At 69.1% G+C, this 26,997-nt stretch carries 14 protein-coding genes and 1 pseudogene; 4 read left to right on the forward strand and 11 right to left on the reverse strand.

What is annotated here, in order from left to right; translation table 11 throughout:
- Positions 1-212 precede the first annotated feature (212 nt).
- A complete protein-coding gene (locus tag F3T56_RS48005; RefSeq protein ID WP_246203740.1) occupies positions 213-473 on the reverse strand; it encodes an McrC family protein in 261 nt (86 codons plus the stop codon).
- 27 nt (positions 474-500) lie between these two features.
- Between F3T56_RS48005 and F3T56_RS48010 the strand changes: the two genes are divergently transcribed.
- The 3 genes from F3T56_RS48010 to F3T56_RS21305 all read left to right on the forward strand — a co-directional run bounded on the left by F3T56_RS48010 (position 501) and on the right by F3T56_RS21305 (position 2,588).
- Positions 501-668, forward strand: a complete 168-nt coding sequence (locus F3T56_RS48010; RefSeq protein ID WP_246203741.1) for a hypothetical protein — start codon at positions 501-503, stop codon at positions 666-668.
- Between the two features lie 70 nt (positions 669-738).
- Positions 739-966, forward strand: a complete 228-nt coding sequence (locus tag F3T56_RS21300) for a hypothetical protein (protein WP_172639057.1) — start codon at positions 739-741, stop codon at positions 964-966.
- A 260-nt stretch (positions 967-1,226) separates the two neighbouring features.
- Positions 1,227-2,588, forward strand: coding sequence for an endonuclease domain-containing protein (locus F3T56_RS21305; RefSeq protein ID WP_149826789.1), 1,362 nt, complete (start codon positions 1,227-1,229; stop codon positions 2,586-2,588).
- Between the two features lie 979 nt (positions 2,589-3,567).
- Here the strand turns inward: F3T56_RS21305 and F3T56_RS21315 are convergent.
- Together F3T56_RS21315 and F3T56_RS21320 are read right to left on the reverse strand one after the other, a co-directional pair.
- On the reverse strand, positions 3,568-3,804 hold the full coding sequence (locus tag F3T56_RS21315; protein ID WP_149826791.1) for a hypothetical protein: 237 nt from the start codon (positions 3,802-3,804) through the stop codon (positions 3,568-3,570).
- The gene (locus F3T56_RS21320) at positions 3,801-4,121 is read right to left on the reverse strand and encodes a hypothetical protein (protein WP_149826792.1); all 321 of its coding nucleotides are present in this window, start codon (positions 4,119-4,121) and stop codon (positions 3,801-3,803) included. Before F3T56_RS21320 ends, F3T56_RS21315 begins: the two co-directional genes overlap by 4 nt.
- Positions 4,122-4,261: 140 nt before the next feature.
- Between F3T56_RS21320 and F3T56_RS21325 the strand changes: the two are divergent.
- Positions 4,262-4,455 (forward strand): annotated as a pseudogene (locus F3T56_RS21325) (DUF397 domain-containing protein).
- A 60-nt stretch (positions 4,456-4,515) separates the two neighbouring features.
- On the opposite strand, the gene F3T56_RS21330 reads toward F3T56_RS21325, so the two are convergent.
- From F3T56_RS21330 to F3T56_RS21365, 8 genes are all read right to left on the reverse strand, one after another.
- The gene (locus tag F3T56_RS21330; protein WP_172639058.1) at positions 4,516-6,261 is read right to left on the reverse strand and encodes a GTPase; all 1,746 of its coding nucleotides are present in this window, start codon (positions 6,259-6,261) and stop codon (positions 4,516-4,518) included.
- A complete protein-coding gene (locus F3T56_RS21335) occupies positions 6,254-9,046 on the reverse strand; it encodes a GTPase (RefSeq protein WP_172639059.1) in 2,793 nt (930 codons plus the stop codon). Before F3T56_RS21335 ends, F3T56_RS21330 begins: the two co-directional genes overlap by 8 nt.
- A 191-nt stretch (positions 9,047-9,237) precedes the next feature.
- Positions 9,238-11,334, reverse strand: a complete 2,097-nt coding sequence (locus F3T56_RS21340) for an Hsp70 family protein (protein ID WP_149826795.1) — start codon at positions 11,332-11,334, stop codon at positions 9,238-9,240.
- The gene (locus tag F3T56_RS21345) at positions 11,331-11,936 is read right to left on the reverse strand and encodes a hypothetical protein (protein ID WP_149826796.1); all 606 of its coding nucleotides are present in this window, start codon (positions 11,934-11,936) and stop codon (positions 11,331-11,333) included. The genes F3T56_RS21340 and F3T56_RS21345 overlap by 4 nt, the downstream gene beginning before the upstream one ends.
- 5 nt (positions 11,937-11,941) lie before the next feature.
- Complete coding sequence (locus tag F3T56_RS21350; RefSeq protein WP_149826797.1) at positions 11,942-13,600, reverse strand: hypothetical protein; 1,659 nt, start codon at positions 13,598-13,600, stop codon at positions 11,942-11,944.
- Positions 13,597-17,631 carry an Eco57I restriction-modification methylase domain-containing protein gene (locus F3T56_RS21355; protein WP_149826798.1) on the reverse strand — a complete coding sequence of 1,345 codons (4,035 nt, stop codon included), beginning with the start codon at positions 17,629-17,631 and terminating at the stop codon, positions 13,597-13,599. Before F3T56_RS21355 ends, F3T56_RS21350 begins: the two co-directional genes overlap by 4 nt.
- Entirely contained in the window at positions 17,631-20,609 is a 2,979-nt protein-coding gene (locus F3T56_RS21360) for a DEAD/DEAH box helicase (protein WP_149826799.1), read from the reverse strand. Before F3T56_RS21360 ends, F3T56_RS21355 begins: the two co-directional genes overlap by 1 nt.
- Positions 20,610-20,664: 55 nt before the next feature.
- Positions 20,665-26,991, reverse strand: a complete 6,327-nt coding sequence (locus tag F3T56_RS21365) for a protein kinase domain-containing protein (RefSeq protein WP_149826800.1) — start codon at positions 26,989-26,991, stop codon at positions 20,665-20,667.
- Between the last annotated feature and the right edge of the window lie 6 nt (positions 26,992-26,997).

The following is a 26,997-nucleotide window of genomic DNA, read 5'->3' on the forward strand; positions in this document are numbered from 1 at the left end:
CGTGAGCCGTTGTCAATTCGAGCATGACGGAAGCCCGTTGGCGACGTCAACAGGCTTATGTGAATTCCCGACTGGCCGGTGTGTGTACATGTGTTCGGGTGTCTTGCCCGGAATGGAAATGCGTCGCTCGGCCGACCGATCTACCGAGCCGACCGTCCCTCAGGCGCCTCACCGCCCACGGCTGCTGTCGCCGACCGGGCAGCGTGTGATGGTCAGCGGAGTACTGCGCCGATCCACGCCATCGCCTGCTCGGGCGTGCTGCGGGTGTTGACACCGAGGACGTGGACGATGCCCAACAGGCCTTTGGGGCCGCGCACCTGGAGGGCTCGCCGGGCGTGACTGCCCGGTTGGGGATGGACGATGACGGCCGTCGGGGCGTCGGCGGACGCGTAGCCGCTGCTGTAGGTCAGGAGCTGGTGGACGTCGGCCGCGCTCACGCCGTGGCGGTCGTAACGCCTGTACTTGGCGTCCACGGGCAGCAGCGTGCGATGTGCCGTGTCGTGTCTTGGAAGTCCTGGAAGGCTGAGCAGGAGATCGGGTCGGAAGGTCGAGGCGCTGCCCAGGTCTCCGCGGACTGTGAGCGCGGCTTCAGTGTCGAGCACCGCATCATCGAGCGACGGCTGACGGATGAGAGCGAGGAAGGCGGTCTCTTCGGGTTCCGCTTCTGAGCTGATCCGGCCAGGAGGAGCTCTGCCGCCGTGTGTCATGCTGTGGCGGTTTTCGGAAGGGGAGGGTGAGATGACCGAGAAGCCGCTGACGCACAAGCAGGCGCTCGCCGCGGTGATCCAGGTGCTGGGAGGCACCTGGGACACCGAACGTGCCGTACTGGCTCTACGAGTCGCCGGGTACCGGCCGGCGGACGACGAAGCCGCGGGCAAGGAGGCCCGCCGCAACCTGCGCGAGCTCGCTGAGGACGGTGTGATCGTGAGGCCGGACCCGGACCAGGCCGTGTATCGGCCGGCGTAGTCGCCGCCGCAGGGCTCCGGCACTGCCCCGTCCTCGGGGTGACCGCACCAGGCTCCACAGGCGAGAGCGGCAACCACCCGCGAGGCGGAACGAGTGCCCGCGGCCTTGTCCGTCCAGCTCATCCGATTGCTGGGGCGGTCCTCACTTCGGGGCTGTCGATCTCGGCCCAGGCGGTCTTGCCGCTCGGCGGGTACGGCTCCACGCCCCAGTGGTCGGCGCCTGGAAGCCCGTTGCCGCGTCGGCGCCGTTAGCCTGTGGGCATGTCGGAGCGTGTCATGCCCGGTCGCACGGACGGCCTGATCACCCTGGGTGCCGCGGACGCTCTGTGGGTCGATCTGACGGCCGACAGTGCTGTGCCGACGGCTTCTGGGGCATTCACCTGCTCTCCTGCCCATGCCCGGGTGGGGTACGTCCTGCTCGGCGGCCATGTGGTGGCGACGGTGAGGGCGAGCGGCGGTCAGTGGAGTGTCCCGGAGGGTGAGGTGCGCCGGGCGGCCGCGGAACTGAACGCGGTGGGGATGGACCGGCAGGACCTGGTCCGCATCGGTCCGTTTCGTGGGGCGCCGAGGCAGGAGTGCGACGAGGAGACGCCGCTGCGTTGGCGCCGGCGCATCACGGGGGAACTGCGGGAGCTGAGCGGCCCCGAGCGGGCAGCACGACGTGAAGTCGGCCGGCCGTACCATCTGGCGGGGATCGACTGGCGACAGATGCTCGTGGAGCAGACCCGCGACGGGACGCAGCGGACGTGGTGGCTGCCGCGCGCCGTGGTCAGGCTGCTCGACGCGGCCGAGCACGCCGAAGCGCGGTGGGTGCAAGCCGCGCGGACCCGCCGGGCAGGCGCAGCCGCCACCGGGCCGCCCTCCCACCCCCGGCGGGCCCGAGACGCCGACGGTCGGCGAGACGTCGACGGTCGGCAGACGACGAGCCCCGAGGGTCCCACCGCCTCACCGCGCCCGTACAACGCAGAGCTGGAAGGCCAGCTGTACTCGGTGCTCAGCAGGAAGCCGGGTACCTCCCGCAGGGTGGCCGGGTGGGCGTGCGCCGTCTGCCGCGGCGCGCCCGCCGCAGTCCTCGACCACTGCCACGAACACGGCTACGTCCGCGCCCCCGTCTGCCAGTCCTGCAACACACTGGAACGTCCCGACCACCTGTACAGCAACGACATCCGGGTGGCGAACCGCTACACACGCCTCTTCCACACCGACACCGACGACTGGCTCCGCCACTGGCACCGCTGCCCCGGCTGCCGCGCCCGCACCACCCTGCCCCTGCCGCACCTCGCCGCATGGACCGCCCACATAGCCTGCCGATCGCTGCGCCCGACCCATCGAGCCCCCCGCGGGCGCACACCCTGCGGTGTCCTGCGCGTGTCCTGGACGGGCAGTCAGAACGCGCCCCGTTCCTGCCTGCTCACTGTCGCCGTCGACTGCTGCCCCTCCGGCGAGCACCGTGTCCTGGCGCGAGTCCCCTACCGAGAAGCCGTCGAGCGGTTTCGCGTCTGGTTGGCCGAGACGGCCCCTGCCGTGGCCGCCGCGGCCGGTCCTGACCGCGTGGACGGCCTCCCCGCCCAGTCCCGGCCAGTCATCGCGGACACCAGCGGCGAGGGCCTGGCACTGTTCTGAGCGGGCACCAGGAGACCTGACACCCCAACGTCCCCCCGCAGCCACCGGCCCCCGACACGGTCACCCGGCACGCCCGGCGAAACGCGCGGCAGAAACTCGTACCGGGACTCCTGAAGAAGGCCCCAGCGTTCACACCGGGGGTGAACGCTCGATCCTCGCCAATGTCGGCTGGCTCAACTCCGTGCCGCACGGCCAACTCCCGCCGGCTCGGCACCGCCCGCGCCCGCTCCCGGCGAACCTTTCGCCACCAACACGGACGATCTGCTGATCCAGAGCTACCAGGCCGACGACGAGACGACCGCGACATGCGACGCGTTGTCCCCGGCGAGGGCGCCGATCCCGTCCGGCGAGACTGTCATCAGGATCCCGGCCCGTATGATCCCGATCATCAGGAAGATGACGCTCTCGGTACCTTCGGCGCGTGCCGTCGACTTGCGGGTTGAACCGGTTGACGACGTTCTTGATCGCGTGGAGCGGTCCCTGCAGGTCCACTTGGATCAGGGCACGGTTGTCCGCAAACGGCGCCCGCCAAGACGACCCGGCAGCTCCTCCTTCAGGGAGCGCGGGCAAGGCGCCGTTCGTCGTGTCTCGGTCGGGTCGGGGGACGGCATCAGGAGGGATCTGCCCTTGTCAGGCCGCCGTGACCTGCTGACGCAGGCGTTGGACGTCCGCCGTACCGACGGTGGAGCGTGCGGCGTGCCCGTGTCGGGGGCGTACGCGGTCGGCTCCGCCACGCCGACCCGGCGCCCGTCGCCATCGAGGCGGTAGGTGCTGATGGTCATGCGGGACTTGCCCGGTTCGGGAGGAGTTCCGGCGTTCATCGCTCGCCCCCCGATGTGTGGCAGGCGCGCGGGGAGCGCCGCATCGGCAGGAGACCGACCGCTGCGGGCCGGGGCGCGTCGCGCGTCTGACGGTACGCCTCGCGCACCGGGCCGTGGTCGAGGGCCGGCACCCTCACCGTGCGCCCGCCGCTCACCGCTCACCGCTCGCGACCGCTGCGGCGGGATGCGGGCGGCAGCGACAACACATCCGGCACGCGCGGGAAGTGCGGAGCGCACTCCCGGCACGCGTACACCGTGAAGCCGGGACCGGAGCCCTGGTGCACCTCGGAGACGACGACCGGCGTATCGGTGATCGCGCAGCAGCGCACACACATACGCACCGGCGCACGCGTCCCACCCGGGGCCGTCTCGGAACGCTCGCTGCGCTCGCTCATCGGGCCACCGCCTCAGCGCCGATCACATGCCGGTCGAGGTCGATGCCGAAGTCGGCGGCCAAGAGCATGGCGACACGGCGCTGCCGCTGCCGCGTCCGCTCACACTCCCGCTCAGCGAGAACGACATACGGTCGGACCACGGCCGTCGCCTCGCCGGGGAGCGGTTCTTCGAGGCCGTACGGCGACCGCCGCACCGGAGGCCACGGCGCAGACGGGCGGGGCGCCTCCGGCATACGCGCGGGGGTCTGCCCGGCGGGGCGGGTGTCCGCCCGGCGCCTGCCGGTACCGGGCGCGAACAGGCCCAGGATCCGCAGCACGAAGGTGTGGGGTGACCGGCGCGGTGTGCCCTGGCGACTCTGCGCCCGTTCATGGTCACTCCATCGAACGCCGCGAGGTTGCAGCAGGGTAGGAGCCTGGCAGGGGGCCAGGGACCATACGGGAGGGGTCGGCGTAGACCATGAGCACGACGGAACTCGCCTGGTTCAAGTCCAGCTACAGCGGCAGTGCAGGCGACGACTGTGTGGAGGTCGCCGTCACCGAACAGGTCATCTCGTACGGGACTCCAAGGATGTGACGCGACCTCACTTCGCCGTCGGGCGCGAGGAGTGGTCGCGGTTCGTGGGGTTCCTGGGGTTCGCGGCGAGGGCCTGAGCCGTGTTCGTCCCGGCGGTCGCGTGGTGACGTTCACCGCCGGGACACCGGCCCGCCGGGTCAGTCGGCGGCAGGCCTGACAAGCTTCTCGGCCTCGTCGCGGAGGCTCTTGATTCCCTCCAACGCTGTTTCACGCTCAGCGCTGATCTCCGCACCCTGCTTCGTGAGACCGCTGAGCGACTGTTCCACTTCGGCGATCCACTCGCTCAGGTGCTGATCACCGGCGTCAATGAGACTGGTCCGCTGTCTGCGTGCCGCTTCGTCGAAGTGATCCCTGATCATCTTCCGGTTCTCGTTGATTGCCTTCCACTTGCCCTGGTCCTGCGCGACGCTCTTCAAGTCCATCAGCGGCCCCATGACCATCAGCGCCCACTGCACCTTGCCGGCCGCGCCGGCGACTTTGCTGGCCGCCTTGCCCTTGCCCCACGGCTTGAACTTGCCCACGCCGTTGGTGATCTTTCCCCCGGCGTCGAGCACCTTCTGGCCCACTCGGTTCTTGTTGAGCCAGTTCGCGACGTCGGCGGCAGCGCTTCCCTGCTCGCTACCGCCGGTTGTAACCTTCCCGATCCACTCGTGCATCTTTCTGGCGCCCGCCTTCGCGGCTTTCTCCGCGGCTTCCCTGACCGCACGTGCAAACGGTGACTCGTCATCCGAGGGCGCGTCGATCGTCATCTCGGGTGAGTCGAGGTCGTTCACCCAGGCTTCAGGCTCAGGCACACCGGTTCCGTACTCGGCGACCAGCGCATCGAAAGCTGTCCTCACCGATGAGGAGAACGTGGCGTCGAACTCGGTGTTCGCGCTTACCAGTTCCTCGCTGACGGCACGAGCGAGGTCGACGGGGACGACGCCGTCCTTCTCCGAGACGCCGGCGGCGGCTCTGCCTCCCGCCGTTCTGATCTTGGAAGCGACGACCTCGCTCTCCCTCTTCAGGGCGCTCAGCACACCCTCCTTCGCCCGGGAGATCGACTCCTCGACCTTCTTCGCCGTCTCCGCGGCGCCGAGTTCCTCGCCGTCCAGTACCCACTTCTGTTCGGCGTCCGTCAGAACCCGGAGGAGTTCGAATGCCTGCGCCTTGGGACGGACGCCGCTGACACCTGGTGCGATGATTCTCCGCAACTCGGCTGTCAGAACGTCGATACCGCTCTCCGCGCCAAGCAACTCACGCTGAGCAACCGTGAGGTCGGGGTCATTGGCAGCGTCGACGTAGTCGCGCGCGTCGGTCGGGACGATCGGGACGCGGTCGGCAAAGGGACCGAGTCGCTTGCGAATCTCATCGAGGATGACGTCGCGATCACTGTTCTCGGCGTTCATCTTGTTGACGACGACCACGCTTCGGTCAGCGAACCCGTCGGTATCGAGGGCCTGCAGAATCGCCTTGGTCTCCGCTTCGCCTGGTAGTTCGCTCGTTGTCACGATCATCAGCGCGTCCGCACCCCGCACGCCGCGCCGCGCCGCACTGGAATGTTCGTCGTTGCCTGAAAGCGTCCCGGGCAGGTCGACGAGCGTCACGTCGTTCCACGGGTACGGCGTCGGCTCGTGCGTCTTGGGCGCCGCGTGGACGAGTTCATCGACAGCGGCCGGCGGGAGCCGGAGCAGTGCCGCGATGAGCATCGACTTCCCCGCACTGTACGGACCCAGGAGCGCGATCCGCAGCGGGCTCGTGTCCGCATGAGGCAGGCTCGCTGTCAGGCCCCGAGTACGAGGGTGAGCGTTCAGGGCACTCTCAGCCCGTGCGATCAGCGCGGGTACGAGGGCCTTCAGACCCCCGTCGCTCTCCGACGCGTCCACCGGATTGCCGTCAGTCATCTGCCTTCCCTTCGCTTGCTCCGCGGGTGCTGAGGCTCCCGGATTCCGAACAGATCTCGATTCGCTCGGTGAGAACATCCACGAATTGGTCCTGTACACACGCCCGCACTTCCGCGATGCGGGATACGTCGGTCCAGACGCGAAGTTCGACGCCCGGCGTACGGCGTACCCGACGGATCGCCGCCGGGTCCCCGCCCGCAAGGGCCAGTAGTCGGCGTACCAGGACGAGGTCGATGGCATCAAGGGCGGACCGCACGGACGACCGCAGCCGACGGACCCGCTCGAACCGTTTCCGTGTGCTCCTGATGTCCGCGGACTGCGCTTCGAACTGGGCGTCGACTTGAGCCGTCGCGTCATCGACGATTCGAGCCAACTGTGCTTCGACTGTGTCGAACAGCTCATCGAGCCTGGCCTCGGCCGCGGCCGTGGTCTCGCCAGTCCACTTGTCCTTGGCCTGTCGCAGGCGATCAACCTCACTGCTCACCGCTTTCGCCGCTCCGACCAGGGGGTCCAGCGCGTAGCTCACTGCCACCACAGCAGGGTTGGCCGTACTGGCACCCGCAGCGAGTTTCTTGGCGATCCCATGGGCAGCGAAGGAACTCAAGAGGGCTGTCGCCGCCCCCTTGGCAGCCGCCGCGCTCAGGCTCCCGACCGTCGCGTCAGGACGCGGTCGTACACGCAGGTGCGCGTCGTCCTGCCGCTCCGCGGTGCTTGGCTGCGCGCGCAGAACCCTCTCCCGTTTCCGCATCTCCTCCTCGAACTCGTCCCCGAGACTCGAGACAAGTCCCTCCAACTCCAGGCCGGTGATGAAGTCGCTCCATCGCTGCGCGTGATCCACGCCGTCCAGGTCCCGAACCACATCCGGCAACCGCTCCTTGGCATGGTGACGCTTGGCTTCGAGTCGGTCGCGAGTCTTCTGACCCGCGATCCGGAAAACATCGAGCAACGCAGCCCGTTGACTCGGCGCCGAGCGTTCGAGTTCGCCGAGCGCGAGACCGATCTGAGGGAGTTCCTCAACCGCCCGGTCGTGGAACGCGGCGAGCGGCGCCCGCACGCCTTCGGCCAGCCGAACGGCACGAAGCGGAATCGCGCGCTCGGCCAGGAGTTGGGCGAGGGACTGCTCCAGGTCGGGCAACCTGCTCGCCCGAAGGGCCCTGTCTCCCAGCTCGCGATCCCCCGTGGACAAGGCTTCGTGCGCGGCACCGGAGTGGACCGCGAGGACGACGGGCGATGCGACTCCGACCGCTCTGGAGACCTGCTCGATCCGGACGGCGTGACCCGGCGCCGACGCGAACGCTCTCTCCGGGCGCTGGGCGAAGAGTTGAAGGCGGTCCGGTGTGTCGACTCGTTCCTTCACGTTGACGACAGCGAGCAGAGGTTTTCCCGAGAGGAGGAGTCGTTGGAGTTCGGATGACTCCTCGTCGCGCAGCGTGTCGGCGTAGTTCCATATGACCGCGTCGGCGATGTCGCACGCGGCCCGAGCGTGTTGGGCGTCGAGGTCGTCGTCCTTCGCGGCGACGCCGGGCGTGTCGAGGTAGGTCACGGAGCCGAGCTCGAACGCGGAGGTCTTCCGTGTGGTGCGGTGCGCACCTCGCCCGATCCCGGTTCGGTCCGCGTCACGGGTGAGGGCTTTGCGGAGCGTGGTCTTCCCGGACTTGGTTCTTCCGGCGATGGCCACGAGAAGCCTGCCTCTCACCGCGGGCATGGCCCGCACGGCATCGCGCAGTTCGCGTTCGAGCGCCCCGATGTGGCTGATGGCCCCGACGAGATCCTCGCTCTCGATTACGTGCGCGGAGTACGACGTTGGCTGAAGGCGAGCCTCGACCTCGGCCCGGAGCCTGGACTGAATATCGCGGCAGGCCGATCGGCTCGCGCCCACCGCCCCGGACGGGTGTGCGAATCGGTCGACCAGGAGCTGAAGGGCCTCGCGGAGATCTGGTTCGGTTCGCCGCACGTCCATGGCCGCTGCCACGCGGTCGAACAACTCGACGTTTTTCGTGTACCAGGACTCAAACGCTCGCAGCTCGCTGAGGGCGGTCCGAGAGGCGACCGCCGGCAGCCCCGCCACGAGCCGTGCAGCCGAACTCGTGGCAGGCGCGGCCAGGGACGCGGTCGTGCTCAGGGGCGTCGTCGCGAGCCCGTGCTCGATCACCGCCCGCGCGCTGTCGTCCGCGAACATGTCCAGAGCGCTCCCCGAAACGGCGCCGGTGTCGCGAGCCTTGATCGCCCACACCAGGGCATCACACCGATCCGATCTGAACCCCAACCGCCCGTCCGGCCCGAGCCAGCGCCACCACTCCGGTCGCACGGACAGGAGCGCCTCGTACGACTTCTCCGCGGCGACGAAGTCCCGCACCTTCTCAAGCCGCGTCACCAGATCCCGGTTCCGCAGATCACGAGCTGCCGAGACACTGTGCCTGAGCACGAGCTCACGCGCATCTGCAGCCTGCCGGGTTCTTCGGCGACGACTCAGGTCGGTCAGCGCGCCTTCGATATCGATCTCACGGATCGAACGCCAGATCTCCTTGGGCCATTCCTGATCCGCACGACGACACGGCTCAAGGGCTCCAGGCAGTAGCCGTTCCGCGATCGCCACAGCCGCGAGGTCCGCCCGAAGCGCTTCCACCGGCACACCCTCAAGCGCCTGGAGATGCGACCGTACTCCTTCGAGCCGCATCAACTCCCGGAGGAATCTGGCCCCGTCGGGCGTCAGAGTGCGGCCCCGAGCTGTTGCCAGGCGGACCAGTTCCTGTTCTTCGACGCACGCCGCCACGGCTTCGGACACCCACCGAAGGGTGCTCCCGGACGGTGGCAGACCGGCACACCCGCACGCTTGGGCAACCGCGTCCACGTCCTTTGCGAGCCGCTGGAGCGCGGCCGGCCCGGCCGTGGCGTCTACACCCAATGGCTCGAGCAGCAGGGCCAACATCTCGCCTCTGAGACTCGTCCTGTCATTCACTGCCGTGTCATTCACCACTACTCCTCGTGGGGGCGGTGGTATCTGAACTCGGGGAGCGGGCCGGGGCTCGGGGGAATCAAGGCCCGGGACTGCTGAGGCACCTCCGCTCGTACGATCCGGTGGCGAGGCAGTACGCAGGTGCGCGGTGTGAAAACCCACATACCTTGCGACAAAGTGACCCCGAGCACTCGTTCCTTGTCCCGCAACCAGGGATATCTGTTCTGCAACTCGACATAGTTGTCGTTGGTGACGACGGTTCCGCCGGTGTCCTCTGCGATTGCCGTGACAAGCGCATCGCCCTTGCCCTCGGTTCCGGCCGGAGGCTGGATGAGATCGCCTTTGCTGAGCGCCGCATCCACAGCCGCACGTTCTTCCTCCGCGACCTTGTGCCTGAAGGTGGCGTCGACGACCACGTGGAGCATGGCGTCGGGGTACTTCGATGTCAGGGCGTCGCGCGCGGACAGCAGTTGAGCGTAGGACGGTCGGTCGTCGCTGCCGTACACACCAGGTTGCCGCGGCGACCTGCCGATCCACGCCAGGTTGGAGCCGTCTACCACGAGCGCCGCAGGCGCTGAACCCGTGGCTCGCTTCCGAGCCGACGCCGACAGCGGCCTGGTGACCGTGTTGCCAGCGAGCAGATCATTGAGTTCCTTGCGAACCGCCGGCGTCGGACCACCAGAGCTGAAACTCTTGATCTCCTCGTTCAGTACCTCCTCGCCGGTGCGTTCAAGGGTCGCCTTGACGTGCAGGAGCCCGTTCGTGTCGTACGTGTACTCCAGCAGGAAGCGGGAGTCCTCACGAGCCCGGGGGTCCCGATAGGTGAGTCGGAGGTCTGTCAACTTCACGTTGTCGGGGTGGTCCAGAGGCCGGTCCGGGTCACCCTCCCAGATCTCCACGGTGAGACTGCTGGCGTTGTCCAGGCGCGGTGTGTAGTTCTTGCGCTCCTTCCACGGCAGCGGTGAGTTGCGCGGAATGATCTGACTGAACTTCCGCTGGCCGGTGTCGTCTGTGACGACCGTACCCAGGGCATGGCTTGTCGCCACCTGGATCACGCCGTCAGCCTCCCCCGACAGCACAGCTGCCGCAATGGAGGCACCGCGGGCGACCGCCGTCATGGGATCGCACACGCCGACCTCGACAGGCTGCTGCTGCATGACCTCGGCGACCGCCATCCGGACGCTCGGGATCTGACTGGTGCCGCCAATCATCAGCACCGCGTCCACGTCCAGAGGTGCCATATGCAGGTCGGTGAGGCACTGCTGGACCGGTGCGAGGGCGCGGTCCACGAGGTCGGTGATGGCGTCCTCCAGCTCCTCCTGCCACACCTCGACGGTGTCACCGTCCGGAGTCCTGACGGTGACGGAGTCCTCGGAGGACAGACGGATCTTGCTGCGCTCCACGTCCAGCCCGAACTGCCGCTCCTGCGCAGGCGTCCACGCCGATCGCGCCGGAGCCCGTTCGAGGACGAGGTCACGCAGACGACGGTCGATCTCCAGACCGCCAAGCTCGGTTACACCCCGTGACGCAAGCTCCTCGAAGAACCCGTCCTGGTAGTCGAGCACGGTGACGTCGATCGTGCCGCCACCCCAGTCGAAGACCAAGATGGTGCGGGCTTCTTGTAGCTCGTGCACGTACGAGATCGCGGCTGCCGTCGGTTCGTTGAGCAGCGCCAGGACGTCGATGCCCGCGAACTGCGCTGCGGCGCGCGTGCGATAGCGCGCGGCGCCCGTGGCGTTGGCGGGCACGGTGATCACGGCCTGGTCGATGGCGGTGAGGTTGTGCTCCGCGCCCTTCCGCATGGCCTGGAAGACACCGGCGGCCACCGTCGTGGCCGCGAACCTGCGGCCGTGAATCGTGACGTACTCGTCGCTCTTGAGGAGTCTTTTGCAGGCCTCGGCCGCCTCTTCGGAGCGGAGCTTGGCCTCCCAGCCGAACAACGCCCCCCGACGCAGCGAACTCATGCCCACCACCGACGGGAAGAGGTACTCGAAGCCGGGATGGCGCCAGTCGGCGTCGATGTGGTGGGCGTCCAGTAGCAGTACGTCAGCGTCGGCGCCCAGCCACTGGGCCACCACGGAGTTGGTGGTGCCGAAATCGATCCCGGTGGCGGTCACACGCCCTCCCCGTTCGACGCCTCGTCGTCCCCGGCAGAGTGGTCTCCTCCGCCGGGCCCGGGCAGGCGGCGCAGTTGTCCGGAGAGCACCAGCTTGCCGGTGGCCTGGTCCACGTAGGCCGGGCGCAGCACCTCGAACGCCTCACCATCGCCTTCCACCACCACGAAGAGCTCGCTTTCGCCGTCGGGTGAGTCCACGCACCGCACGCCTTGGTCCAGCAAGGCAGTACGGATGCCCTTCCGAAGCGAACTGGCACTCTGGTTGGGCGCGCCGGCGAGCAGATCGACCTCGACCATCCGGGCCACGTACTCCTCCCTGGAGCGAAACGCCTCCAGTACGGCCTGGCGCAAGGCAGCCGTCACAGCGGCCTGTGTGGGTCGCTCCTCTTCCGGGACAGCGGTCAGGAGGCCGGTCGCCCGCTCGGCGAAACGGGAGAGCAGTATGTGAGGGCTGAGTAGCTCCTCGGGGCGGTAGGTGCGAGGGGAGTCCTTGGGGACATCGGCCGCCGCCCGCTGCTTCTCCCGACGATGTTTGAGGCCGTTGTTCCCCTTGGGGGTAATGCGCTTGGGGGCCGCTGTGGTCTTCCGCTGGCTGCGGGGCACCTTTTTCACTGTGTGTGCATCCTTGCGTTGCGATCGGGGCGCCGGGGGGTGCTGAGCAGGTGGGGCAGCAGATCCGCCACCGCTCGCTGCCGCACGAGCCCGAGGCCTTCGGGAGAGTGAGGGATCGTTCGCCTGGTCAGCGGGGCCAGGGGCGGGATCAGCGTGACCGGCACCTCGTCCGGAAGCTCGAACACGTCCGCGTCGAGCGGTAGCACGAAGAAGCCGGACGAGTCCTCGTCGCGTTCGGCGTCTCTGATGCGTTTCATCGCGCTGTTGAGCCGCGCGCTCATGTCCACGTCGTGCACATGCTCCCGGCGGAGGTCCCGGTACCGGGTCTCCCAGCTCGGCGCGCCGTGCGGTAGCCCGAGGTCCAGATAGGGGTTGGACGCTGCCGGTCTGTCGTTACGGGGAACCGTCCGACGCTGCTCGACCATGCGGAGGTTGGACTCGGCCAGCTCGAGCGATCCGCTGATCCCCTTCAGGACGACGGCCGCCGCGTTCAGTTCCTCCCGGAGAAACAGCGTGTACGCATGGAAGTTGAGCGCCTCGGCCCGGTAGGCCGGATCAGCGGTCTCGAACGACACCAGCTTGTCTATCTGGGACGACGCACGGGCGAGGTCGTTCAGGCACAGCAGGTCGTAGGCCTGACGCAGGGCCATGAGCGCGTGCAGGGGTGACCGCGACGGGTTGACGGCTGCCTTGGGTTCCCACAGAGAGAAAATGAGCCGCCACAGCCCCCTGTCCTCCCATATGTCCCGGTCCCAGTTGCCGACATCGACCCCGTCCAGAAGCCGGCGCAGCCGGAGCACCAGATCGCGGGGCAGCTTCCTTTCGAGCTCCTTCACCACCGAAGCGTCGCCGTCGGCAACTCGCTCCAAGAGGTCGTAGACGTCGCCGACCGAGGGCAGCGGCTCGCCCCCGGCGAGAAACGCGTTCCGCCGCTGCCGGGCCGTCCACTCCAGCGCAGTTGCCTGCTCGGCGGTTACCTGATCGGGAACCAGCCGGGCTTTGAGGTACGCGTGCTCCGGCTCATCGGCCCGGTACTGCCAGGGCTGATGCTCGGGGCCGACCGCTCCGGTGTCAATGAGATCGTCGAGGACGCTCAGCGGTATCCAGGGAAGCACACGCGGCAGCATCCGAGGCGGGAAGGTGGCCGTACCATCCGTCGCGAGCGCCGAGAGGAGGGCGAAGGCCCCGGAGGGGGCCTCGCTCCCGGAGGCGGCGAGCGTGTCGTCGCCCGCTGTCAGGGCGGTGAGCCGTTGCTCCCCGACCTCGGTCAGCCATAGGAAGCCGCCCGCGTGGACCGCCGTAAGTGCCGCGGCGACCGTGGCTGGGTCGGCTCGTTCGAGGACGGTCCGCACAGCAGGCAGCAGCCGGTCGTCCGGTTCGTCGCGCAGGGCGTCGGCCAGGGCGTCGTGCGTCGCGTCCTGTGTGAGGGATACGAGTTGTTGGAGCAGAGCGTGGGCCTGCAGTACCGCCTGGGCTCCGAACACCCCCACCTTCCGCCACCTGCGTACGGTGAACCCGTCGACCCCCGCGTCCGCACTCTGGGCGTCGCGGCGCTCCCTGAGCGCCCTCAGCCGCTCCCGCTCCCGTGCGACCGCCTCGGCCCGTGCCCCCGACACCGGCTGCCCCGCCCCGCCGGCCGACGGCGGACTCGTCACTCTCCGGTTCCTTCGTGGCGGGGGCCGTGGCCGGGGGGCGGGGTGAGGGCGGAGGTATAGGTCTCGCCGTCCACCAAGGGGTTGTCGAGGGTGAGCCCGGCCTCGGCCATGCGGTCGTACTCGGCGAGGATCAGCTCCTTGGTTCTGTACGAGCCGTACTTGGCCTCGTCCTTGCGGCGGACGATGGGGAAGGTGTCGAGGATGTAGTCGGCGTCCTCGCGGGAGATTCCGTAGAGGTGGAAGAAGAGGGCATCGAGTTCGGCCCGGATGACCTGGCGACGGCTCTCGTCCCAGTGAAAGGGGGCGCCTGTGTCGCCGAGTTCGGCCGCGAATTCCGTCATGTCATGAGCAAGGTAGATCAGCTCCCTGAGGCGGGTGGCGATCCAGGTGGAGTGTGGCTGCAATGTCCCGGGGCCCAAGACGGGCAGCTGCTGCCAGATAAAGAAGTTCATAGTGATCCCGCCCACCTTCTGCCGGCTGGCGAAGTCATGGGCGAAGGATGACTGGCACGCGATTAGTGAGCTCAGCAGGAACGGATGCTGGTTCGCGAGCATCACGGGCACCTTGTTGCCGACAGCAGATTTGGGGAAGGCAAACGAGATCGCCGTTCGCTCATCAGTTGCTCGGCAGATGTCGCGCCAACCGAGAAGCCATTCTCTCTGCCACTGCTTGGCGGCCAGCTTCTCGTTAACCTCCTGCTCGGCCACCCAGTACCTGGGCAGAACTATAGCGTCGGCGTCCTGCTTTTCCTGCAGGGTGAAGTCGCGAATGGAACCGTCTTCGTCGTACGTGGCCCAGCGGTGGTCGTAGTGGTGGAGCATCTTCGCTTCGTAGAGCGGGAGCATACGGGCGGTGCCGCGTGTGAAGGTGTTGCCGGTGAGGGTCCAGCCGTCAGCCTCGAGCTGCCCGCCGGTGTGGAACAGGTGCGAGTCGTTGGACATGTGGAACATCGTCATGAACGACACCCCCCACGGGTTACCGTCTTCGGCGCCTTCCTTGATGAGGACGGGGACGCGTCGGTAAATCCCGAGGGTGATCTCGGCGTCACGGCGTGAGCGGAAGACTGGACAAGTGCCGGTGTTGGGATTGAGGAGGGTGATCTCCTCGGGGGTGAGTATGAAGCGCTTGCCAGCTGCATCGAGTTCGGCTGGGTCGTGAAGGAAGAAGGCGAAGCTGGCGGCAGATTCGCGGGTGGCGCGGCCGGCGAGGGTGAGTAGGCTGAACTTAAATGAGCGATGCACACCAGGGAAGAGGGGTGCGGCGTTCTCGAAGTCGTACAGCGAGGCGAGGGAGCCTTTCTGAACGAGATCCTTGAAAAAGAACTGCGTGGTGGCGTCGGTAGCGATCCCTGTGGGCACGATCACGCCGGTACGGCCCACGGGGCCAACGAGCGCGCGGTCCGTTTCGGCGAAGACCGCGTAAGTGTTGATATCGCCTCGGCCGGTGAGCGGGTAGCGCAGTGAGGAGCGCAAGAACTGGCTCTCACCCTCGGCGCGGCGCTTGGCTGCGGTGAACTCGCTGAAGAGGTCAGGGTTCGTCGTCGGCAGGGCAGCGATGAGCTTCTTTCGGGCAGCGGCGTTCGGAGCGTTGGCGATGGCCGCGTCCCGTTGAGCGAAGAACTCCTGCTCCTGGAGCTTGATGCGTTCCCACGGCGGGTTGCCCAGCACAGAGGAGAAGCCTCCGGCCCATCCGACGGAGGGATCCACGTCAGCGTCCGCACTCTCGGAGACGTGGAAGACGTCGGGGAACTCCAGATGCCAGTGGAAGAACTTGTACTGGTGGGCGAGGTGGATGATCTCCTCGTTGGTGGTGACGGGAACCCCGGCGCCCGGGCTCTGGAGGTCGCGGAACACACCCTCGGTGACCGGAGTCGGCGCGCCCTGCTGCTTCGGCCAGACGAAGGCGGCGCACCAGGCGTCGGCGATGGTCAGGGCGCGGAGGTAGTCCGCGGACTGCTCCAGGTCACGGAAGCGGCTGGACTGCAGCCGCACGTCGCGCAGGGTGTTGGCCGGGGCGGCGGTGATGTCGCGCAGGCTGGCCGCGAAGGCGGCGTTGGACACCCAGATGCGCTCTTCGGTGTGGAAGCTGAGCTGGCCGCCGCGCTCCTTGGCGTTCCGCTTCTTCAGAGCCGCCGCGATCTTCTTGTCATCGCCCTCGATCGGCTTGAAGGCGTCGTCGGGTATGCCGCCCGCCAATAGGGCCGGGGTCGCCCCCAGCAGTGCGTTGCCGTGCTTGATGTGGGCGTCGAGGAAGCCCAGCGGCTTGCCTGGCTCAAGGGCCTCCAGCCACAGGGAGACCTTGGCGAGTTCAACCGCCATGGGGTTGAGGTCCACGCCGTAGATGCAGCGGGCTACGACCTCGTGCAGGGCGTGGCGTACGGCGTCCAGCGTCGGCTCGGGGTTGTGCTCGCGGACGGCGGCGACGCGCTTGGCTATGCGGCGGGCGGCGGCGACAAGGAAGTGGCCGGAGCCGCAGGCGGGGTCGCAGATGGTGAGGTTGAGCAGTTCCTCGACGATGGCCGGGCCGGGGTCGGGCTGGCCGGAGCGGGTGGCGCGGATTTCGGCGCGCTTGACCGCGTCGTCGATGACCGGGTCGAGGGCGGAGTCGAGGAGGCAGTCGATGAGCGAGGAGGGGGTGTAGTACGAGCCGGTCGTCTTGCGGGCGTTGCCTGCCACCTCGATCAGTTCGAAGTGGCGCTCGGTGGCGTCGTGCTTGGGGACGAGCTCCAGCAGGGACTCGTAGATGGAGCCGAGTTCCTCGGCGTCCAGGTGGCGGTAGTCGACGACGCGGTTGCGCTTGGAGTTGGTGTCGCGAACGATCGACAGGGCGCGTACGGCGTCGAGCAGGGGCTCATTCGACAGGGCGAGGCTGTGCAGGATCTTGTCGGTCTCGGTGTCGTCGAAGATGCCGCCGAGGCCGGGCAGGCCCAGCTCCGGGCGGCCGTCGTCGCTGCCGAGACCCGAGAGGACGAAGCACAGGGCCTGGTAGAGGTCGCCGTGGGCGGTGCCCCGGCGCCGCTGGGCGTGTCGGCGCAGCCGGGCGGAGGAGAAGTACGTGGCGTAGCGCTCTTTGGCGGTGGCGTCCGCCGAGGGTGCCAGTAGAGCCTCACGGTCTTCGGCGACGAAGAGGAAGAGCAGCCGGTAGACCAGGCGCAGCAGGGCGTAGTGGAAGGTCGTGACGTCCAGCGTTTCGCGCAGCTCGCGGTTGGCGGGGTGCTTGAGGAAGCCGGTGCCGAGCGTGGTGATCGCGGTCTGTACGCCCTTGCGGAGCTGGTCCAGGGCCCGCGTCCCCGAAGCGATCGCCTCCGTACGCCACTTCTCCAGCCAGCACGCCGACGGGGCCGCGTCCTCCGCCACCTCGAACCGCGACACATGCAGCAGCCGGTACAGCAGGACGAATTCGCTGAAGAGCTCGCCGTCGAAGATCGCCTCAAGGTCGAATTCGACGTACGAGGCAGTGGCCAGCGCGCTGGAGTCACGCAGGAGCCGGACCTGGCGGCCGTTCGTCAGCATTCCCCACAGGTGGGCTTCCGTCCGGTTCAGGCACTCCTGGAGCATCGACTGCGGCGGGACCGTGCCCGCGCCGCCGGGGCGCTTGTCCAGGTTGGCGTTCCACGCCGTCTGGTGGATAAGGGTGTGCCGCCAGCGGTGCGAGACCTGGAAGCCTTTCTCCGCGTCGGAGTCGGCGGTCACGCCCGCCGGGCCGACCGCTGTGAGCGGGCCGAAGCCCAGTTCTCGCCAGAGCGGGGCCAGCCAGTCGCTGCCGGCGAGCCCGGTCGGGTCGGAGGCCGCAGCGCCGGTCTCCGGGTTCTCGGGGAGGTGCTTGCGCAGGTCGCGCCAGAGCGGCTTCAGGTACTCCCAGCTGCGCTCGGCCTCGTCCGGTACCGAACGGGACGACGGCAGGCCGTAGCCTGCGGGCTTGGAGCCGGGGACGTCCTTGCCCTCGGAGATCCGGAGCAGCATGTCGGCCGGCAGCAGAGCGCCGACCGTGTGGACGGCGGTGAACACCTGGTTGCGGGTGACGGCGGACATCAGGCGGACACTCCAGTGGCAACGGCCCCAGTAGCAACGGCCCCAGTAGCAACGGCCGGGGCTGCGGCAGGGGCGGCGGGCAGGTACACGTACGCGCCGAGGATGTCGGCGGGCTTCTGCACGGTGACGGACAGGCCACGCACGATCTCACCGGAGGCCTGGCGAACCCGGCGGTGGGAGGCATCCAGCTCGGCGGCCAACTCCTCGCCGTACGTCTCCAAATGGCCGTACACATCGGGGAGTTGGGTGAGCAGACGGGTCATCGTGCGCTCGCCGAAGTGGCGGTCCGTGCTCTCGGACGCCGTCGCGTCGAGCAGGTCCCGGGCCCGCTTCGGCGGCAGCCACTCCGCCTTCCTCGCGGAGCCTTCGAAGGCGATCAGCCGCGCGTCCTCCGCGACCACCTGCTTCTCGCCGCTGCGCGAGGGCAGCGTGAGGTGGAAGCGGTAACGGACGAGGAGGAGGGTCGTGAGGGTGCCGACCGCGTCCGTCGTGACCACGCCGCAGCGCCGCGCCGGGCGGGCGCCGTCCGCCTGGGTGTCCAGGGCGGCGTTCAGGACGTGGGACGCGAGGGCGCCCACGACCGGGTCCGTCCGGACGAGGGCCGCCTCGCCCCTCGCCACCGCCGGGTTCGCGCGGAACGGGATCGGGCGGTCCTTCTCGATCACCTCCGCGCCGACCGTCGGCGCGAGCGCGTCCCGCAGGCCGATGGGCGTGCCGCCCACCTGGGCCGTGAAGTCCTCGCCGTCGCCGCGGAGGACGGCACCGAGGGCGCCCAGTGACTCCCGTACGAACGTGTCGATCTCGTCCGCGCCGCCCAGAGCCTCCCGGACTGCCGCGACCTCGCGGGCCACCTCCTGCGGACGCACGGAACGCTGCGCGAATCGCGAACGCGACGCCTTCTCGCGCTCGGCCGCGGAGTTCCAGTCGCTGTCCAGCTTCGCCGTGCTCACCTTGAACGCGTCCGCGCTGAAGAGCGCGTCCTCGTCCTCGCGCCCCCGCATCAGCAGCCACTCGACGATCGCGTCCGTCACGCCCGTCGACAGTTCGTCGGGGACGGAGACGGAGATGCCGAGGTCCTTCTTGATCTGGCGGTGCTTCTTGATGAGGACTTCGAGGACCTTGCCGTCGATGCCGTTGTCGTCGCCGTACAGGGTGATGACGCGGACCTGGTCCTTGCGCTGGCCGTAGCGGTCGACGCGGCCCTCGCGCTGGTCGTGACGGGTCGGGTTCCAGGCCAGGTCGTAGTGGACGACGGCGTCGAAGTGGTGCTGGAGGTTCACGCCCTCCGACAGACAGTCCGTCGCGATCAGGACGCGGCGGGCGGCGGCGTCCTCGCCGGCCTCCTCGGCGAGCTTCTCGATGCGCTCCAGGCGCTGCTGCGGGGAGAGCGTGCCGGTGACCGCCTTCACGACGGTCTTGGCGCCGAGCGGGCCGCGCCTGCCGGACTCCTTGTCGTTCTCCAACTGGGCGGCGAGGTACTCGGCCGTCGGGATGTAGCGGCAGAACACGATCGGGTTGTGGCCGTCCGCGAGGAGCGCCTTGAGGTGCTTGATCAGCGCCTTGAGCTTGAGGTCCTTGGCCGGGCCTTCCAACTGCTCGGCGATGTCGGCGAGTTCGGCGAGGTAGGAGCGTGGGTCCTCGGTCGTCTCCGCGCCCGGTGCGACGTCCATGCCCTCCATCGCGTCACTGTCGGCGGCGTCGCTGTTGAGCGGGGCGCCCAGCTTGTCGGCCTCCTCCGCCGACGCGGCGATCGCCGCCGCCGAACGCGTCCGCAGCGTCTGCGCGGCGGCGCGCGGCGACGACACCAGGGAGCGGAGCAGCGCGATCGCCGACCACCAGGCGATGCGCGCCTCCCGCTTGCCCTGGCTGCCCGCCTGCTCGACGCGCTCACTCGCGTACGCGATCGCGTCGTCGAGCAGGGCCCGGTACTCCGGCGACAGCTTGTACGTCTCGTCCTTGAAGTAACGGTCCGAGGGGAACGCGGTCCGCTCCGCGAGGGAGTCGTCGGTGAGACCGTCCTCCTTGGTGAGGTACTGGCGTACGTCGGCCCGCTTGCGCGCCACGAAGTGCTGGGCGAGGAGCTTCCTGCCCGCCTCCGAATCCAGGCTCACGTCGGCCAGTTCGGGCTTGACCAGGCCGAGGAGGTTGCGGAACGCGGACTCCTTGCCGCTGTGCGGGGTCGCCGTCACGAGCAGCAGGTGCCGGGTCTCGTCCTGCGAGACGCGGCGCAGCAGCTCGTAGCGGAGCTGGTTCTGCGAAGCCGTGGAGGTGTCGTCGGCGACCACGCAGGTGTGGGCCTCGTCGACGATCACGAGGTCGGGGCAGTGGCGTACGAAGTCGTCCCGGTGGCGCGGGGACTTGATGAAGTCCGTCGAGACGATCACGTGTGGGTACTTGTCGAAGAGGGACTGGCCCAGGTCCAGGCCCCGTTCGAGGCGCGAGACCGTCGAGGAGAGGACCAGCTCCGCGTCGATGCCGAACTTCGTGCGCAGCTCCTGCTGCCACTGCTCGGCGAGCGCGGGGGAGCAGAGGACTGCCAGGCCGGTCGCCTCGCCCTGCGCGAGGAGTTCGCTCGCGACCAGGCCCGCCTCGATCGTCTTGCCGATGCCGACGTCGTCCGAGATCAGCATGCGGACCGTCTTCTGCCGCAGGGCCATCAGCAGTGGAACCAGCTGATACGCGCGCGGCTCCACCGCGATCCCGGCCAGCGAGCGGAACGGGCCCGCGCCCGAGCGGAAGCCGACGCGCAGCGCCGTACGCAGCAGGCCTGCCGCCCGCTGGTCACCGAGGTCGCTCGGCTCCGGCGGCGCGAACTTCGCCTCGTCCACCGTCTCGAACGCCGGGAACACGGCAGCGATGTCGTCGTCCGAGCCGCCCAGCGGACGCAGGACGAGCAGATCGGGCTTGCTCTCGGGGAGCACGACCCATTCCCGGCCGCGGGCCTTCACCAGGGAACCGGCGGAGTACGTGAGTGCCATGTGAGTCTTCGAGTCCTCGTGTTGGGTCCGACCGGATGGTGGATGGGGCGGGCGGTCAGTTGGCGGCCGGAGAGCCGAAGTAGCGGGAGTTGGCGGCGGCGACGGCGTCCCAGTCGACGTCGTGCGCGAAGCGGATGACGTCCCAGCGGGCGTTGAACAGGCGGTCCTCGGCGTCCTCGTCCCGGAAGGTGTCCTGCTCCTTGTCCGGTAGGTCTACGAAGACCGCTACGTTCACGCCGGGCAGGCGGTACACGTAGTCGGGGGTCGCCATCGCCTCGGTGAGGAACGAGCCCGGTTCGTCCGGCAGCCGCAGGCCGCGCGCCTTCGCCCAGCCAAGGAAGTCGCCCTGAGCGGCCAGCTCGGCCGCCGATGCCTCGACCGGTGTCGGCTCGGCGGGGTCGGGGTCGGGGTCGGGGTCGGGGGAGACCTGGTCGAGCAGTCGCCGGTACTGCTCCGAGCGCGACTCGCCGCGCGACTCCCGCCGGGCCGTCGCCGACGCGAGCCGCACCAGCAGGTCCCGCACCGAGTGGCGGTTGATGAGCGCGTGGTTGAGCTGGTTGCCGTAGGTCAGCAGGCACTCGTAGCAGCCGAGCGCGCACGGCCGGTCCGGGTGCGGGCCGCCCTGGTCGGTGCCGTCCGCGGCGAAGTGGCAGATGTCCAGGGCGCGTACGGCCGCCTTCGCCAGGGCGTCGGGCTCGGCCTGGAGGCGGCGCAGCACACCCGCCCCGCCCTCGGCGGCCTCCGTGAACAGGATGCGGTTGCGGGGGCCGTCGTCCGGCGGCAGCAGCTCGCTGGACAGTTCGGCGTCCTCCAGCTCGAACGCGGCCTCGATGCCCCGTTCCAGGGCGTACATCAAGGAGAGCGCCACCGGCTCCGGCAGCGGCTCGTCGAGGGTGACGACGAGGATGTTGCGGCGGTCCTCCACGTACGGGATGACCCGCTTCTTGCGGCGTCGCTCATTGCCGTCCGAGTCGATCACGGGCAGCTCGCTGGAGTCGCCGGACGCCTCTGACGCGTCCTTGTCGTTCATCCAGCGGCCGTCCGCGAGGTCCAGCCAGTACCCGGCCGGCTCGTCGCTCTTGGCGCGCACCCGCCCGATGTTGGTGATGCGGACTGTCGCCGAGTCGCCGTACGCCACGTCGGCGAGCGGCGCGCCCGAGGCGTCGGTGACCGCCGCGTTCAGGCGGCCCTTGCGGGTGCCGTGGTCCTGGAAGCGGTACGACGTCTCCAGCTTGAAGCCGGCGCGGCGCCGCTCCTCCTCGTCGGAGGAGATCCGCTCACGGCGGGTGGTGTACACGGTGTGCAGGTGCAGCAGGCCGTACGTCGCCGCGCCCAGCGGCTCGTGGCACATGGCGCAGCGGTCCTCCAACTGCTCCGGATCGTGGTGGTAGCCGCAACTCGCGCAGCGGCGGGCCTCGCTGGTCGCCAGCTCGCCCGAGGAGTCCGGTGGCAGCTGGATGCGGGTCACCTGGTAGCGGGCGCCCTCGTGGTAGATCAGCGCACCGGGGCCGAACTCGCGGATCGCGAGGAAGCGCGGGCGCTGGAGGTAGTCGCCGTCCCCGCGGCGGCGGCCGACGGTCGGGATGTACGCGGCGAGCGGGAGCCGCGGGAAGCTGTAGCCGGGCAGGAAGCCCTCGGATGCCAGATAGCGGTACGGGTTGAAGTCGGAGAGGACCGACTTGCTGTCGACGCTCTCGTTCATCAACAGGTTCAGTTGTGTCTCGGCCTCACGGCGGCGGGCGTTGGCACGGATGCGGTCGCCCTCGGTGAGGCTGTAGTCGAGGCGGCGCCTGTTCTGGATGTACTGGTCGTCGAGGGCGGAGCGGAACAGTTGCCGCCAGCGGTCGAAGGCCCGGTCGAAGCGGGTCGCCACGGTCCGCACACGGTCCTGGATCCAGTCGTCGTGCCACCACGTGGTGTCGGCGAAGTCGGGCAGGAGCGGGCCGAGGACGCGCAGGGCCGCGTCGACGGTGCGGCGCCGGGCGCTCTCGTCGAGGGAGGCCGCGAGGATGTCCGGCAGCAGTTCCAGCGCGGGGTGCGGACGGTCACCTGTGTCCGGGTACGACACGTCGAGCACCTCGGGGATGGCCCGGCCCAGCTTCAGGCCGGCCTCCGCGATCCAGATGCCCTGGAGATGGGAAAGCACCAGATCCTCGTTGGCGAGGTCCAGGCGCGGCGGGGCTACGGCACCCGCGACCATGCGCTCCGAGCGGCGGAAGTAGTACTGGTCGTGGCTGTTTCCCGTCGCGCAGTACGTGGTGACGAGGGCGGGCTGGCCGCTGCGGCCCGCGCGTCCCGAGCGCTGCGCGTAGTTCGCGGGTGTGGGCGGCACATTGCGCATCATCACCGCGTTGAGCTGGGAGATGTCGACACCCAGCTCCATTGTCGGGGAGCAGTACAACAGCTTCAACTCCGCCTTGCGGAAGGCCTCTTCGCGCTGCTCCCGCTCCTCCGGCGAGACCTGCGCGGTGTGCTCGCGCGCGAACAGGCCGGACAGGGTGCCTGCCGCGTCCTTGTACAGGTCGCGGAAGAAGGTGTTGACGCGCGGGCCGTCGCCGCTCTGGTAGGTGCGGGTCAGTGGGTCGTGCGTGCCCCTCTCGCCCCTGCCCGCACGCCAGACGAGGGACTGGGCGGCCACGCGGTAGCCGGTGGCGGCCGGGGCGGAGGACCTGCGGTAGCGGCCCGCGCGCTGCGGGGTCTCCGTCACCTCCTTCACCAGGCCCGCCTTGGCCAGAACCTTCAGCAACTCCTCGATGACCTGCTGGAGATCGGCCAGGTCGAAGCCAGGGCGCACCTTGAACGACGAGTCCGCGCGCCCCAGGTACTTGCCGAACTTGCCGCGCGCCGAAAGGAACAGAGCCGAGCGGTCCATGCCCGGGCGGGACGGGTGCGGATAGGCCGTGCCGACCTTCGGCTTGTCCGCGGCGGACAGCACCCACGGGTCGATCAGCCGCTCCTCGCTCGCCCGCTGGAGCGAGTCGAAGTCGTCACGGAAGTACGAGACGTCGATGGCGAGGGAGCGGCGCATCTCGTTGAGCACTGCCTTCATGACCTCGGCCCGCAGCGACGGGTCGGCGTCGCGCAGCGCCTCGTGCGTGCCCGCCCACCGGTCCTGCTTGGCCGCCACCCATTCCAGGTCCTCGTAGCCGATCTCCAGCAGGCCGGTCTGCTCCAGGTTCGGCATGGTGATGCGCCAGCCGCGCTCCAGGTCCAGATAGAGCCGGAACGCGATCACGTCACGGAGGGTCTTGGCGGCGTTGCGGGCGAGGGAGGGCGGCAGATCGCTCTCGCCGGTGTAGTCGGCCGGCTCGATGGCGAGCGCGTTCGTCACCGACGAGGCCAGTTCCTCGTGGTGGACGCCGTCCTCACCCGCGTCCAGAGCCGCCCGGTACAGGGCGCCGCGCAACTGCGTGATCTGCACGAAGTCGTTGAAGTGACCCGCCTGGAGGGACGCGTCCTGCCGGTTGTCGACGAACGTGAGGAGTTTGCGCGCCTCCGTGTCCAGGGTTTCCGCCGACACCGACTTCAGCGAGCGCACCACCGACGCGGAGATCAGTGAGGTCGCGGAGGACCGGCCCTCCTGGTCGAGCGTCGCCAGCTTCGCGAAGTCCCGGCCGCGCGTCTGCTCGTACGCGACCCCGCAGTGCAGACAGAAAAGGAAGGGGGAGGGGACGAAGGCGGCCTGGAGTTCGCCGCTCCCCTCGCGGCCGCGCGGATCCACCGTGACGGCACGCGGCACCCGGTCGCGGTACGACTTCTTGACGACCTCCTGGCCCCTGTCGTCCAACTCCAGCCAGGACTCGGGCAGTCGGCGGTCATCCACGGCGTACTGGACGTTGGACGGCCACGCCCGCTCGTGGTCGACGTACAGATAGCCGTCGCCCTGTCGCCCGCCCGTCGCGGAGGTGTCCCGGCGCGCCTCGTACCGGACCTCGCCGTCCTTCTCGGTCCGCCACACCGTCAGATATTCCTGCCCGCACTCCCGGCAGAACGCCAGCGGCATCAGCAACTTGCCGTCGCTGCCCGGCTGTTCGAGCTGGTACGAGCGGGTGAGGTGGCGCGAGAGCTTGTCCTCCAGGGTGACATACACGGTGTCGCCCTTGGAGAGGAACTGGTGCAGCCGGAACGCGAACAGCGGCCGCTCGGTCACCGGGTGGCGCGCCTGCGAACCGGCCTCCAGAGTGGCGCGGATCGCGGCGACACACTGGTCCTCGGCTACCCCGGACTGCTCGTGCAGCTCCTTCGCCGCGACCTCGATCTTCGTGGGCTGCTGGCGGATCAGCCGCCCGGTGGCCTCGTCGGTCGCCAGGCCGAAGCGGGTCTCGATCCAGCGGGCCAGCGGGTCGCGTACGAGATCGTCGTACGCGCGCGGCGCGGCGGGGGAGTTGAGACGCTCGGCGGGAACGGTGTCGGGTGTCTCGTGGGTCGCGCGGACCAGGGTCTCGCCGATGACGTGCTCCGGGCGCACCGGCGTACCGAACAGGGTGCTCGCCACTGAGGCGACGACCTTCTTCTGGTCGTCGAGCGTGCCCTCCGTGGACATGGTGGCTGACGTGCCGATGCACTGCAGGTCCTGCGCCTCGCAGGCCTCGCGGACGCGGCGGATCAGCAGGGCGACGTCGGCGCCCTGTCGGCCGCGGTAGGTGTGCAACTCGTCGAAGACCAGGAATTCCAGGCCCCGCGCCATCTTGATGAGGCTCGCCCGGTCGGCCGGGCGGGTCAGCATCAGTTCCAGCATCACGTAGTTGGTGAGCAGGATGTCCGGCGGGTTGTCGCGGATCTCCTTGCGCTTCTCGTCGTCCTCCTGGCCGGTGTACCGGGCGAAGGTGACCGGCTCGCGGCCCGCGCCGTAGCCGTCGCGCAGATACTTCTCCAGCTCCTTGAGCTGGCTGTTGGCGAGCGCGTTCATCGGGTAGACGATGATCGCCCGCACCCGCTTGGGCGCGTTCGGTCCCTCGGTGTCCCGCTGGTGGAGCACCTTGTTCACGATCGGGACGATGTACGCGAGCGACTTGCCGGAACCGGTGCCCGTCGTCAGGACATACGACGCACCGGACGCGGCGGCGTCGATCGCCTCGCGCTGGTGCTGGTGGAGCGTCAGGGGGCGGCCGTCGGGGACCGTGCCGCCCTCGGTCTTCTTCGCCTGGAAGATACGGGCGCACTCGTCGTGCAGCACCTTCTGCCCGGCGAGTTCGACCACCGTGCCGCCGCTCTGGAAGAACGGGTTCAGCGACAGCCACGGGTCGGGCCATTGCGACTTGCTGTCGAGGTCGTCCTCGACGAACGCCGCGATACGGTCGTCGCGGATGACGGTGCCGCCCTCGGTGAAGGACCGGTAGTCCTTGATCAGCGCGCGATGCACACCGAAGACATCCATTCCGGAGCCGGAGACGGTCACCGGGGCAGGCGTCGGGGCCACCGCGTCGCGCACGGGGGCCCGGGTGGTGGAGGCACGCAGCGGGCCGGTGGGGTCCAGGGCGCTCCAGTGCGGCAGCCGCGCGGAGTCCTCGTCCGCCGTGGCCAGGGGCAGCAGCGCGTCGCGAACCGCGACGGCGTCCGCGGGGCGGGCCGCCGGGTCCTTCGCGAGCAGCCTGTGGACGAGACGCGCGAGCTCGCTGGGGATGCCGCCGCGGATGCCGGCGACGGGTGCGGGCTCCTGCCTGGTGTGCTTGTCCGCGAGCTCGAACGGGGACTCGCTCGTGAAGGGAGGAACGCCGACGAGCATCTCGTACAGCACACACCCCAGCGCGTACAGATCGGCGGCTTGCGTGACCTGCTTGGCCTCGAACTGTTCCGGAGCCATGTAGCGGGCGGTCCCGACGCTGACACCCGTGCTGGTCAGCCGTGTCTCGTCCGGGTCGTCCACGATGCGGCCCATGCCGAAGTCGAGAACCTTGACCGTGCCGCCCTCGGTCAGCATGAGGTTCGCGGGCTTCAGATCACGGTGAACGACGCCCGCGGTGTGCGCGGCCGCCAGACCCGCGGCGACCTGTGCGCCGATGGCGGCGGCCCAGGAGATGGGGAGCTGAGGTTCCTCCTCGATGAGATCGCGCAGCGTCTCGCCGTCCAGGAGCTCCATGGCGAGATAGGGGAGGCTGCCCTGGTCCTCGGCGACTCCGCCCGCGATGAGCCGAGTGAGGTTGGGATGGTGCAGGCGGCGCATGATCCGCACCTCGCGCGCGAAGCGCTGAACTGCCTTGGGGTCGGCGCCGGTGTCGATCCGAAGGCCGGTGCGGCGGCGAAGGATGGTCTTGAACGCGACCGCACGCTCGGGCGAACCCTCGAGGGCGTTCAGGTCCTCGGCCCGGTGCACCTCCCCCATGTTGCCCTTGCCGATGACGCGCCCGATACGGAATCTGCCGTCGACCAGCTCGTGGCTCACGCCCCG

Origin of the sequence: Streptomyces tailanensis, from assembly GCF_008386495.1 — a bacterium.
Classification (GTDB): domain Bacteria; phylum Actinomycetota; class Actinomycetes; order Streptomycetales; family Streptomycetaceae; genus Streptomyces; species Streptomyces tailanensis.